Source organism: Delftia sp. S65 (assembly GCF_016516495.1).
GTDB lineage: Bacteria > Pseudomonadota > Gammaproteobacteria > Burkholderiales > Burkholderiaceae_C > Comamonas > Comamonas acidovorans.
Genome location: NZ_JACVUR010000034.1, coordinates 58,191 through 70,337 on the forward strand (window position 1 = coordinate 58,191; position 12,147 = coordinate 70,337).

The following is a 12,147-nucleotide window of genomic DNA, read 5'->3' on the forward strand; positions in this document are numbered from 1 at the left end:
TGCTCAGCGGCCGTTGCGGATGGGGACCTGCATCTCCTCGGGCTTGATCTCGCGCACCAGCTCGGGCACGCCCCAGGCCAGCGCCGGGTCCACGCGGATCTTGAAGTGGTACATGCTCTGCAGGGCCTGGTGGTCTTCCTTGCGGAAGGTCATCTGGCCCTTGGGCGTGTCGAAGCTCATGCCCTCCATGGCCTTGATCAGCGTGTTGGTCTTGGTGTCTCCACCTGTCTTCTTGAGCGCCGTCACGATGGCCATGGCCGCAGAGAAGCCGCCGGCCGTGAAGAAATCCGGCGGCGTCTTGTACTGCTTGTAGTGCATGGACACCAGCGCCTCGTTCACCGGGTTCTTGGGAATGCCGTAGTAGTAGTACGTGGCGCCCTCCATGCCCGGCAGATTCTTGTAGGCTGCCATGGCGGGCAGGATGTTGCCGCCCGTGGCGATCTCGATCCCGTAGCGCTTGAGATCCATGTCTGCGATCTTGAACGGATTGCCCGCCCCGGCCCAAACGATCCAGATGATCTTCCTGCCCGGCTGGTCCTTGAGCTTGTCGATCAGCCGCTGCGCCCCGGCCGTGAAATCCGTGGTGGCGGCAGGCAGGTACTCCTCATGCGCCAGCTTGCCCTTCTTGATGGCGTCCTTGAAGGCCTTCACCCCGTCGCGGCCGAAGGCGTTGTCCTGGGCCAGCGTGGCAATCGTCACGCCCGCCTTGTCGATGGCCACCGCATTGCTGATGGCGTCCTGGCTGGAGTTGCGGCCCGTGCGGAAGATGTACTTGTTCCACTTGTCGCCCGTGATCGAATCGGCCACGGCCGGCTCCACCAGCAAAATCTTCTTGTACTCCTCGGCCACCGGCAGCATGGCCAGCGCCACGCCGGACGACGTGGGCCCCACGGCCAGATCGGCCTTGTCATCGGAATACGCCGTGGCCAGCAGGCTCTTGCCCAGGTCGGGCTTGCCCTGGTCGTCCTTCTCGATCACCACCAGCTTTTTGCCATTCACCGCCATGCTGCCGCCCGTGGCGTACTCCAGCCCCATCAGCAACCCGGCCTGGGTCTGCTTGCCATAGGCCTCCAGCGCGCCGGTCTTGCTGTAGACGTGGGCAATGCGGATCTCGCCCTGCTGGGCCATGGCGGCAGGAGCCGCAGCGGCCACGGTGGCCATGGCGGAGAGTGCGAGGGCGGAATGCAGGAAGGGGCGGCGTTGCATGGTTTGTCTCCTTGGGTTGGCGGCTGGGCTGGCGCCCGCTGCTTTTGTGGGGAGGGACCATGCATGCTTTGTGCCAGGCGGGCCCAGGCGGGCCAAGGAGGCGCAATGACGGGCGCCATGGCGGGCGCGGGCAGAGCACGGGCAGCGAGTGCCCGACTATTGAACAGATTCAGTGTCTTGACTTCAGACAGTTGCCTGAATCCGATACAGGGCAAACCATGAACCCCTGGAACCCCTGGCACCCCTGGCACCCCTGGCATCTTCCCCTGTGCGTGGCCACGCAGGGCATCAGGCCTTGGCGAGCCGCTCCTTTGCCAGCTTCGTGCCTTCTGCCAGCGCCTTCAGCTTGCGCCACGCCACGTCCCGGCCCATGGGCGCCAGGCCGCAGTTCGTGCAGGGGAACAGCCGCTCCTTCGGCACGAACTCCAGCGCCCGGCCGATGGTGTCCGCCACCTCCTCGGGTGTCTCCACCACGTCGCTGGCCACATCGATCACGCCGACCATCACGTCCTTGCCGGCCAGCAGCCTCATCAGGTCGGGCGGCACGTGGGAGTGGATGCATTCCAGGCTCACCTGGTCGATGCGGCTCCTGGCCAGCGCGGGAAACACCGTCTCGTACTGGCGCCATTCCTCGCCCAGCGTGCTCTTCCAGTCCGTATTGGCCTTGATCCCGTAGCCGTAGCAGATATGCACGGCCGTCGTGCAGGTCAGGCCCTGCGCAGCGCGCTCCAGCGCCTGCACGCCCCAGTCGGCGGCATCCTTCATGTAGACATTGAAGGCGGGCTCGTCGAACTGGATGATGTCCACGCCGTCGGCCTGCAGCGCCAGGGCCTCCTGGTTGAGCAGCTCGGCGAATGCAAAGGCCATCTTGACCTTGTCGCCATAGAAGCGGTCCGCCACGGTATCGACGATGGTCATCGGGCCGGGCAGCGTGAACTTCAGCTTCTTCCTGGTGTGCGCACGCGCCAGTTGCGCCTCGAAGGCATGCACGCGGCCCTTCAGGCGCAGGGCGGCAACCACCTGCGGCACCATCGCGTCGTAGCGGTTGTCGCGGATGCCCATCTTCACCTTGTTGTCGAAGTCGATGCCCTCCACCTGCTCCAGAAAGCCATGCACGAAATGCTGGCGCGACTGCTCGCCGTCGCACACGATGTCCAGGCCTGCATCTTCCTGGGCCTTGATCCACAGCAGGGTTGCATCGGCCTTGGCCTGGCGAAGCGCATCGCCCTCGGCCTGCCACTGGGGCCAGAGCTTGTTGGTTTCGGCCAGCCAGGCTGGCTTGGGCAGGCTGCCGGCGATAGAGGTTTCAAACATCGGAGAATTCCTTCAAGGCAAAGAGGGGTGGTGCCAGCGTACTTCAGGAGCGTTGTCCCAAGCCGCTGTGCAATCAATGAAAAATGGTCTGTCTGTCTGTCTGTCTGTCTGGCCGGTCAGAGCACGCAATCGGCAGCCCACTGCTCAAGAACATTCCTGTACGGCTTGATGAAATGCTCCTGCGCAAACCTGCCCTGCTTGACTGCCAGCTGGCTGCGCTCTTCACGGTCATAGACAATCTGCGTCAACGAGTAATCGTGGTTCTTCAGGCTCGGCTGATAGATTTTTCCTGCCGCGCAATTGGCGTTGTAGATCTCGGGGCGGTAAATCTTCTGGAAGGTTTCCATGGTGCTGATGGTGCCGATCAACTCAAGATTCGTGTAGTCGGCCAGCAGGTCGCCCTGAAAATAGAAGGCCAGGGGTGCCACGCTATTGGGCGGCATGAAGAATCGAACCTGCATTCCCATCTTCCCGAAATACCGGTCCGTCGATGAAAGCTCATTTTGCTGATACTCGGCACCCAGTACGGGATGCTGGTTTCCGGTGCGCTGATAGGTCTTGCTGGTAGAGGCGCTGATGCAGATGACCGGGGGCTTGTTGAAGTGCTCCCTGTACGTGCTCGAACGGGCGAACTGCTTGAACAGCTTGCCATGCAGGTCGCCAAAATCGTCCGGCGTGCTGAACTCCTGGCGGTTGATGTTGTATTCCGGCAGCAGAACACTGAAGTCATAGTCACGCACGTAGGAAGAAAAATTATTCCCTGCAATGCCGGCTATGCGCTTGTTCGATCTTCTGTCGAGAATGCTGGTCTTCAATATCTCGATCAACGGAAATACGCCACTTCCCATCTCGGCACCCATGCCCATCTCCACGGAGATGATGTCCAGCTCGACTGAATAGCGGTCTCCCGTCGGATTGTCCCAATGCGCCAGGTCATTGAAGCGGTTGTCAATCATCCTCAGCGTATGGCGCAGGTTCTGTTGCCGGCTCGCTCCCCGGGCCAGATTGGCAAAGTTGGTGGTAATGCGCGTGCTGTCCGATGGGTGATAGTTCTCATCGAAACGGATGCTCTTGAGGCTGAAGTGCAGTTCTGCGTTCATGGTGATCCAATGACCTGATTTAGAAATAAAAAAACGTGGGTTGATTCAGGCCGCAGCCATTTCCTCGGCCAGGCAGGGCCTGGCGCGGTGCATCAGCTCGACCAGCGGCAATGCCCGTTGCACCGCCAGCGCGGCCCGCTGTATCAGGGCCTCGTCGTGCAGGCGGTAGTCCACGAAATCCTTGTCGGTCGCGTAAACGCCCAGCGGCAGCGTGCGCGCCTGGAAGAAGCTGAACAGCGGCCGCAGCTGGTGGTCGATCACCAGGGCATGGCGCTCACTGCCACCGGTGGCCGCCAGCAGCACGGGCTTGTCGATCAAGGCGTCCTGGTGGACGAAGTCGAAGAAGTGCTTGAACAGCCCGGTGTAGGCGCCACGAAAGACCGGGGTGGCCACCACCAGCACATCCGCCTGCTCCACCGCCGCAAGCTCACGCTCCACCCTCTCGGGCAACTGCGAGCGCCACACCGCGCCGGCAAGCTGCGGCGCAAGCTGGCCCAGTTCCACCAGGCGTTGTTCGCACGGAACTTCGTCGGCGATCAGATCAGACAGATGCTCTGCCAGGGCGGCAGATTTGGAGGGGCGTTGCAGTCCACCGGAAACGGCGACCAGACGGAGCGGACGTGACATGGCTGCTTTCACGCGAGATGGCCAAGTTCAGCGCAAGAGCCGGCTCTGGCATCCATGCGATCCGAGGGTGTGGTGTTGACCATGACTGCTTCCCAAATGCAAACGAACAATGGGAGCGAATGGTATGGATGCAAATCGATGAAGTAAAATGGTTTTAATTCACAGATGCATGAGCCACACTCATGATCAGGCGTGATCCCGCCCCTCTTACCCATCGGCCTTGTCATCGGAATACGCCGTGGCCAGCAGGCTCTTGCCCAAGTCGAGCTTGCTCTGGTCGTCCTTCTCGATCACCACCAGCTTCCCATGCTGCCGCCCGTGGCGTACTCCAGTCCCATCAGCAACCCGGCCTGGGTCTGCTTGCCATAGGCCTCCAGCGCACCCGTCTTGCTGGGGCCAGTACTGAATGCTTGCTCAGAGCCTCTTCTTATCTGCCAACCGCGGCCTGCTCCCTGACCCACTCCCTACTTTTTCCACGCACGCACCATTCTGGTTTTTTGACCCAATCAGTGAAATACATATTGGGGTGATCTTCCAAAATATTGCAACGCACATAACCCATTTTTGGCATAGCGTAGTATTGCAGCGGAGTAACCACAAAAATACAAACAGCAATCAAGGAGGCTCCAAATATATTGCTCATGCAAAAAATGCGGTCAATAATTTTCGCCACCGAAGCACCGCATGGAATGGCTTTAAGCACTGAACCAATAGCCACAATGATTGAAATGATGATGATGTAAATTGACAGAGGTGCTCCGGGAGTTATTCTTACCATCGCCGATCTCTCCGAAATTTCCTCTATTGCAGAAATCAAACCAACATCCAAAACCCACAACCCCATCAACAAGAGACCGATGCAAAACGGTATTACCCAAATGATCATCCCACGAATTCTTTTTAAATCATGCATTTTTTATCATTCATTTGATTCTATAAGAAACCATGTTCAAATTTAAGTCAGGCGCTCCGAGCGGCTTGCACTCATCGGATTTCAACAAATACAGCCCGACATCGGTTCCCCCAGGAATACTTTTCAGGGAATCAACAACTCTCTCCTTTATTTTGAATTTCCTGTCCATCATATTCAAGGCAATTCCAGAAACAAATACAACCACAGCCATGGTAAACAAAGGAGCAACTGCGACAGCCGTGACTATCGGCACCATGAATCCAGCTATAAGTCCTATCGAGGTCGCCAGCCCTGCCTTCACCGCTTCCACCCCAATCCCGCCCACCAGATCATGCATGGTCTTCTCGTCATTGAAGATGAAGTCCAGCGTCTCGACGGCAGTGGAAACAACGATGCTCAGGATGAAGCCGCCCTTGGCCACGTTCTGCAGGCCACGCATTCCCAGGCCCATCTGGATCATGCGTGGGTGCGTGGCCAAAAAGCGTGTGCCCTGCAGCAACTGATGCCGAAAGCCTGCTCGACCTTTGATGATGATGTAGGAGCCCTTGGCCGTTGTCTTGATGTAGGTACCTGCCCCGGCAATACCCAGTGCGATCAGTGTCTTGGCGATCAGATAGCTGTCGGTTGCAGCCAATGCCGCAGGAAGGGTTACGGGCTTTTCGGCACCGGGGCTGACTGTCTGGCGCCAGTACCGCCCCAGTGCACTTTGCGCCAGGATGCCATGCAACCGCTCGGCCAGCCGCGGGTCGCGGCGGGCCTTGTCCTGCAGGATGCCTACGTACTCCTGGGGCGTGAGCACCAGTACATCTGCCTGTCGGCTGTTCATGGCATTGGCCATTTGCCGGTTGAAGGCCTTGGTGTAGTCGATATAAGGACGCGAGCTGTCTGTGAATTCGCTCATGGCAGTGTTGTCATTGGTGCAATCTGAAAAAAAGCGCTGCCTGGCTTGCCTTCGGTGGCTATTTCCAATGACGGGCTGTTGCTGAAAAGAAAGTCCCTGGCCTGCGTGCGAAAACGCGGCGCACCGGGCTTGCGCAATTGCCATGGGAGTGGCAACTGTGCGCGGCAGACCGGCGTACGCCTCGCCTGTGGATTTTTCAGGTTATGTGGGCGTTTGCAGGGGCCGCACGCGATGCCGTTGCGCCCACAGTCAAATCTCATGCGCCAAAGTGCAAAAAATTGCCACGGCCAGCACCATAGGCGCAGCAAATCCCGGCATACAGGCGCTTGCCGCCCTTGATTCAGCCAAATGAAGCCAGGAACTAGCCGGCATTGCAGGCCCGATATGCCGCATATGCAAAGCGTGCTGCAGCTCAGCCTTGAAGGATGTGTGCCTGCACCAGGCACTCCCGCAACGCCTGCGCCACCGGCCCCAGCACGCGATCACGCCTTTGCAGCAGGCCCAGCGTGCGCCACACATCGGGCGCGGTCAGGGGTACGCCACAGACCTGGGCGTGGTCCTGGCGCAGGGCCAGCTGGGGCACGGCGGCCAGGCCCAGGCCGGCTTCCACCAGGGCCAGGGCGCCTGTGACATGGTTGCACTCGTGCCAGGCCACGGGCTGCTCTGGCAGGCCGGCCATCACCTGGTCTAGCAGCAGCCGGTTGCCGCTCTTGTGGGAGACGGAGACCAGGCGCTTGCCCGCCAGCTCGGCCCATTCCACCTGGCTGCGCCCGGCCCAGGCGTGGCTGCGCGGCATGGCCAGCACATAGCGCTCGCGCGTGAGCGCCTCAAAGCGCAGCGACGGCTCCTGGCTGCCCGTGAAGCTCAGGCCAAAGTCAGCATCCCCGCGCAGCACGGCCTCCACCACCTGCTGCGCGCTCTCGTCGATGACGTGCACCTGCACATCGGGCTGCTCCACGGCAAAGGTCTTCAGCACGGGCGGCAGCAGATTGGTGGCCACCGAAGGCACGCAGGCAACCGTCACCCGGCCACGGCGCAGCTTCAGCTGGTCATCCACGCGCTGCACGGCCTCGTCCAGGCCGGCCAGGGCCCTGCGCGCCTCCTGCAGGAACTCATGGCCCACCTCGGTCAGTTCCACACGCCGCGTGGTGCGCTCCAGCAGCCGCGCGCCCAGCACGGACTCCAGCCGCTCCACCCGCCGGCTCAAGGCAGGCGGCGACAGGAAAAGCGCTTCTGCGGCCAAGCGAAAGCTGGCTTTCTCGGCCGTGGTCACGAAGGCGATCAGTTCCCCCATGTCGAATTTGATGCGCTGCACGCAACAGTCCTTCCAAAAGTTGCAATTCACAGAATAACACCCGCTGCATAGGATGGCGCCCTTGATAACGCTGCCCCCTGCGGGCAGGCAAGACCAACAAACGGAGACGACATGCACCAACGCAGACTGATCGCAGGCGGCGCCCTGGCCGCCCTTCTTTCCCTGGCCGTGGGCACCGCCCAGGCCCAGGACTTCCCCCCCAAGAAACCCGTGGTCATGGTGGTCGGCTTCGCCGCAGGCGGCTCGGCCGACATTGCCGCGCGCATCATCGCCAAGAAGCTGGGCGAGAACATCGGCCAGAGCGTGGTCGTGGAAAACAAGCCCGGCGCAGGCGGCAACCTGGCCCACACGCAGGTGGCCAATGGCCCGTCCGACGGCTCGGTGCTGCTCTTCGGCTCCATCGGCCCGCTGGCCATTGCGCCGCACTTCATGAAGATCGGCTACGACCCGCTCAAGGACCTGGCCCCCATCACCATGGGCGTGAACTTTCCCAACGTGCTCGTCGTGCCTGCCGCCACCGGCATCAAGACCCTGGGCGAATACGTGGCCAAGGCCAAGCGCGAACCCGGCAAGCTGGACTTCGCCTCCACCGGCCCCGGCTCCGCATCGCACCTGGCCGGTGAACTGCTCAACGATGTCGCCAAGATCGACACCCTGCACGTGCCCTACAAGGGCGGCGCCCCCGCGCTGCAGGACGTGCTGGGCAACCGCGTGACCTCCTTCTACGCAGCCCCGCCCACGGCCCTGCCCCACATCGAATCGGGCAAGCTGATCCCGCTGGCCACCACGGGCCTCACGCGCCCCGCCTATCTGCCCAATGTGCCCACCGTGGCCGAGAGCTTCCCCGGCTTCAACGCCACCAACTGGTACGCCTTCGTGGCATCCGCCAAGACGCCCAAGCCCTTGCTGGACCGCTGGAACACCGAGCTGGTCAAGGTGCTGAACACCCCCGAAGTGCGCGACAACCTGCTCAAGCACGGCCAGACCGCCGCCCCGGGCACCCGCGAGGAACTGGGCCAGTTCATTGCCGCCGAGCACGCCAAGTGGGGCCGCATCATCCGCGAGCGAAAAATCACCGCCGATTGATCCCCCTCGGCTGCCTCAGCAGCCTCAGCAGCTTCGGCAGCCATCCCCCAACCATAAAAAACCAGGAGACAAACCATGACCGCCATCCGTTCCACCCCCCAGCAGTCCTCTCTGCAGTCCTCCGTGCCATCCACCCTGCGCCGCCGCACCCTGGGCGCGCTGCTGGGCGGCACCCTCAGCCTGGGCCTGGCTCTGGGCGCTGCCGCGCCTTCCACCGCCGCCGCAGATGAAATCCGCGTGGTCACCTCGGGCGGCTTCTCTGCCGCCTACGACCAGTTGATACCCCTGTACGAGCAGGCCACGGGCCACAAGGTCGTCACCTCGCGCGGTGCCTCCATGGGCAATGCGCAGGACTCCATTCCCAGCCGCCTGGCGCGGGGCGAGCAGTTCGATATCGTCATCCTCGCGGATGGAGCCTTGGACAATCTGGCCGCCCAAGGCAAGGTGGAAGCGGGCAGCCGCGTGGACCTGGCGCGCTCCATGATCGGCATGAGCGTGCGCAAGGGCACGCCCAAGCCCGACATCAGCACCGTGGACGCGCTCAAGCAAACCCTGCTGGATGCCAAGACCATTGCCTACTCGGCCAGCGCCAGCGGCACCTATCTGGCCAACGAACTGTTCCCGCGCCTGGGCGTGGCCGAGCAGATGAAGGGCAAGGCCACCCGCATCCTCAGCGAGCGCGTGGGCGCCGTGGTGCTGCGTGGCGATGCAGACATCGGCTTCCAGCAGGTCAGCGAACTGCTGCCGTTCAAGGAACTGGAATTCGTCGGCCCCCTGCCCGATGAAGTGCAGCAGCGCGTCTTCTTCTCCGCAGGCGTGGCCACCGGCGCCAAGAGCCCTGAGACGGCGCGCCACCTGATCCGCTTCCTGGCAGCCCCCGCCGCCGCGCCCATCGTGCGCAGCACCGGCATGGAGCCGGCGGCCAAGCCCTGACGGCAGGCCCCCGAGCCCTCAAGGCCCTCTAGGCACTCAAGGCCCTCAGGGCCCTCAGGGCCCTCGACACACAGGGGGCCTTCACCCCTCCCCGGTTCGACGTCCATTCAGCGGCGCTGCAACGGCACTGCTGCGGCATGCCGCTGCCCAGCCCTATCACCCTCGCCACACCCATGAACACCAAAACCCTGGTGCTGATCACCCTCGCCGCCGCACCGCTGTCGGCCCTTGCGCAATCCAGCATCACGCTCTACGGCATTGCCGATACCGGCGTGCGCTACACCAGCGGCCTCACCGCCGCCAACGCGGCCAGCAACACCTCGGGCGCCGCGCTGTCCAGCGGCGTCAACACCACCAGCCGCTTCGGGTTTCGCGGGCGCGAAGACCTGGGCGGCGGCATGTACGCCCTGTTCAACCTGGAAACCGGCCTGAACCTGGACACCGGCACCACCGCCAACTCCAGCAAGTTCTTCGACCGCGCGGCCATCGTGGGCCTGGGCGGCAGCTGGGGCCAGGTCACGGCCGGGCGCCAGACCAACCTGCTGGCAGATGCCATCAGCCCCGTGGACCCCGTGGGCATGCGCTTCGCCGCCTTCAACCCCAACATCGCCACCGCCGCGCTCAGCAGCCACGGCCTGGGCGTGGAATACGGCAGCGCGGGCGCCACCACCGGCTCCTACCGGCTGGACAACTCGGTCAAGTACACGGGCCGCTTCGGCGGCCTCACCGCCCGCGCCATGTACAGCTTTGGCGAGACGGCGCAAGGCGGCTCCGCCCGCTCATCGGCCGGCGCGGGCCTGGCCTATGGCACGCAGACATGGACCGTCTCCGGCGCCTACCAGCGCTTCAAGACCGCAGACCAATGGGAGCTGAAAGCCGCCACCCTGGGCGCCTCCTACAAATGGGACAACCTCCGCCTTGCGCTGAACACCGCGCGCAGCGACGGCCAGACCAACGCCACCACCAGCCGCACCGTGCAGCGCGTGCACTCGCTGGGCGCCACCTGGTCCGCCCGCAGCACGCTGGACCTGACCGCCGCCCTGTACCGCGTGGAACGCGAACGCAGCGGCCGCGCCGCAGACGGCTACACCCGCGCCCTGCTGTTTGCGGAATACAAGCTCTCGCGCCGCAGCAAGCTGTATGCGGAACTGGACCGTACGCATTGGAGTGGAGGGTTTCAGGGCGGGCAGAACAAGGATGTGGCTACGGGGGTGACTGCGGGGTTGATGCATAGCTTCTGAGGGCCGCTGCGAGCACTCGCCCCATTGCCAGCTCAGCCGCTCAGCTTTTTGAACGGCGTGTCGGAAGTGATCCAGCCCTTGCCTTGGGGGCAGATCACTTCCTTGTAACGCAGCTCCTTTTCAAAGCTCCACTGCTGGCCGAGTGCGCAAACGTCCCCTGCGTTGAGGACAAATGCCACCGTCTGTGGATCGCCTTTTTTCAGCAGAACATCGACGCTTTGCGTCGCTTCCCACCGCCCACTCGGCGACTGGCTGCATCCCAGAGTTGCCAGCAACGCCGTGATCGCCGCCCTTCGCAGTAGGTTTTTCATCAACTGCCTTTCTTTCTATATGTGGCTAACTCCACAACACCTCTAGATCGACGTCCTCGCTGGCAGGCTGTTTGTCGTTGGATAGACGGTCGACTTGGATGACCATTGGAAGCTCAAAGGCGGTCCCAGTCACCACGCAGCAGCCCGGGGAGAGCCCAGGGATGAGGCTGCGCGATAGGGCATCAAGTGTCGAGATTGTGTTGTCGACGAGAAAGAGATCTCTGTCGTTCACCAGTCGATGGATGAAGAAGTTGTGCAGCTGAGAAACGATGGTGGGCGAGATGTCGGCCGGGCGCTGGCTGGCGATGGTCACGAACATGCCGAACTTGCGACCCTCCTTGATGATTTCTTCAAACAGCTCGAGCCGGTAGTCTTTCCAGCTCTCGCTCTCCCGCGCCGACTGCTCGGACAGGATGTTGTGTGCCTCGTCAACGATAAGGTGAACCGTACGGTTCGGGGGCGTCACGACGGACGTTTTGTGGGCGTTGTAGAAGTGCTTGGCGAACAGTAGCGGAAGGACCTTCTTGACCTCGTTGTTGCAGCGGCGTAAAGAGATTACGGTCAAGACCTTCTCGTCCTCCTCAGCGGTCGCAATCCTGAGCACCCGGCGCATGCTCTTCAGAGACGACTCAACGCGCTTGAGCAGCGGTTGGATGTACTCAAACTGAACGTACCCGGCGTTCAGGTCAGACATCAGCTGGAGGTTGACTCGCACGATTAGCTGGTCGAAGTCGTCGAGGTTTGAGGTGTCAATCGCATCGACGGTCGGTGCGATGTGATCGTCGTAGTTCTTACCCTCTGTGTCGAAGTACACGCCGTTGCGTGTGAACCTGCCAGCGCGCTGGTGCCAGTTCACTTGCCTGAGCAAATCATCCAGCGCCTGATAGTTGATTCGCCGAGCAACCACTCGCATCAGATCGAGCGTTGCCGGCCTGACCTCGCCTGCACAGAACGCCTGCCGGAACTTGCTCTTCGCGTAGGTGTTAAGCGAACCGGCTAGGTGCTTAAAACGCGCCTGCCCCGTGAGCACGCGGCTCAAGATGAGATAGCCCCCTGATTCCCCGGCCCCGTCCTATCGCTTATCTTTGAAGATAGGAACAGGACTGTGCATATGACTAGGCATACGGAGTCAATCGAGGTAGTCGTGAAGGACCAGCGCCGCAGGCGCTGGTCTCTCGCAGAGAAGGCGGCGCTGGTGCG

General features: G+C 62.1%; 12 protein-coding genes and 1 pseudogene. 3 read left to right on the top strand and 10 right to left on the bottom strand.

Features of this window, described 5'->3' with window-relative positions:
- Positions 1–3: 3 nt before the first annotated feature.
- From IAE24_RS22640 to IAE24_RS22675, 8 genes and pseudogenes are all read right to left on the bottom strand, one after another.
- Positions 4–1,206, bottom strand: a complete 1,203-nt coding sequence (locus IAE24_RS22640) for a substrate-binding domain-containing protein (protein ID WP_199961581.1) — start codon at positions 1,204–1,206, stop codon at positions 4–6.
- 288 nt (positions 1,207–1,494) lie between these two features.
- A complete protein-coding gene (locus IAE24_RS22645; protein WP_034391642.1) occupies positions 1,495–2,520 on the bottom strand; it encodes a methionine synthase in 1,026 nt (341 codons plus the stop codon).
- Between the two features lie 116 nt (positions 2,521–2,636).
- A complete protein-coding gene (locus IAE24_RS22650; RefSeq protein ID WP_199961580.1) occupies positions 2,637–3,620 on the bottom strand; it encodes a DUF1852 domain-containing protein in 984 nt (327 codons plus the stop codon).
- Positions 3,621–3,665: 45 nt separating this feature from the next.
- Entirely contained in the window at positions 3,666–4,247 is a 582-nt protein-coding gene (msuE, locus tag IAE24_RS22655) for an FMN reductase (RefSeq protein ID WP_013803333.1), read from the bottom strand.
- 213 nt (positions 4,248–4,460) lie between these two features.
- A pseudogene (locus tag IAE24_RS22660) lies at positions 4,461–4,639 on the bottom strand (ABC transporter permease); the annotation flags it as partial.
- A gap of 35 nt (positions 4,640–4,674) precedes the next feature.
- The gene (locus IAE24_RS30370; RefSeq protein ID WP_231890531.1) at positions 4,675–5,160 is read right to left on the bottom strand and encodes a hypothetical protein; all 486 of its coding nucleotides are present in this window, start codon (positions 5,158–5,160) and stop codon (positions 4,675–4,677) included.
- A gap of 10 nt (positions 5,161–5,170) precedes the next feature.
- Positions 5,171–6,061, bottom strand: a complete 891-nt coding sequence (locus tag IAE24_RS22670) for a hypothetical protein (protein WP_199961579.1) — start codon at positions 6,059–6,061, stop codon at positions 5,171–5,173.
- Positions 6,062–6,473: 412 nt separating this feature from the next.
- Positions 6,474–7,376: a LysR family transcriptional regulator gene (locus IAE24_RS22675; RefSeq protein WP_063326697.1), complete on the bottom strand. Its 903-nt coding sequence runs from the start codon at positions 7,374–7,376 to the stop codon at positions 6,474–6,476.
- A gap of 111 nt (positions 7,377–7,487) precedes the next feature.
- Between IAE24_RS22675 and IAE24_RS22680 the strand changes: the two genes are divergently transcribed.
- The 3 genes from IAE24_RS22680 to IAE24_RS22690 all read left to right on the top strand — a co-directional run bounded on the left by IAE24_RS22680 (position 7,488) and on the right by IAE24_RS22690 (position 10,636).
- Entirely contained in the window at positions 7,488–8,462 is a 975-nt protein-coding gene (locus IAE24_RS22680) for a Bug family tripartite tricarboxylate transporter substrate binding protein (protein WP_034391632.1), read from the top strand.
- Between the two features lie 75 nt (positions 8,463–8,537).
- Entirely contained in the window at positions 8,538–9,395 is an 858-nt protein-coding gene (locus tag IAE24_RS22685) for a substrate-binding domain-containing protein (RefSeq protein WP_199961578.1), read from the top strand.
- A 137-nt stretch (positions 9,396–9,532) separates the two neighbouring features.
- Positions 9,533–10,636 carry a porin gene (locus IAE24_RS22690; protein ID WP_088165375.1) on the top strand — a complete coding sequence of 368 codons (1,104 nt, stop codon included), beginning with the start codon at positions 9,533–9,535 and terminating at the stop codon, positions 10,634–10,636.
- Positions 10,637–10,668: 32 nt separating this feature from the next.
- Here IAE24_RS22690 and IAE24_RS22695 read toward each other — a convergent pair whose 3' ends face one another.
- Positions 10,669–10,947: a hypothetical protein gene (locus IAE24_RS22695; RefSeq protein WP_199961577.1), complete on the bottom strand. Its 279-nt coding sequence runs from the start codon at positions 10,945–10,947 to the stop codon at positions 10,669–10,671.
- 25 nt (positions 10,948–10,972) lie between these two features.
- The gene (locus IAE24_RS22700) at positions 10,973–11,986 is read right to left on the bottom strand and encodes an ATP-binding protein (protein ID WP_233626308.1); all 1,014 of its coding nucleotides are present in this window, start codon (positions 11,984–11,986) and stop codon (positions 10,973–10,975) included.
- Positions 11,987–12,147 lie beyond the last annotated feature (161 nt).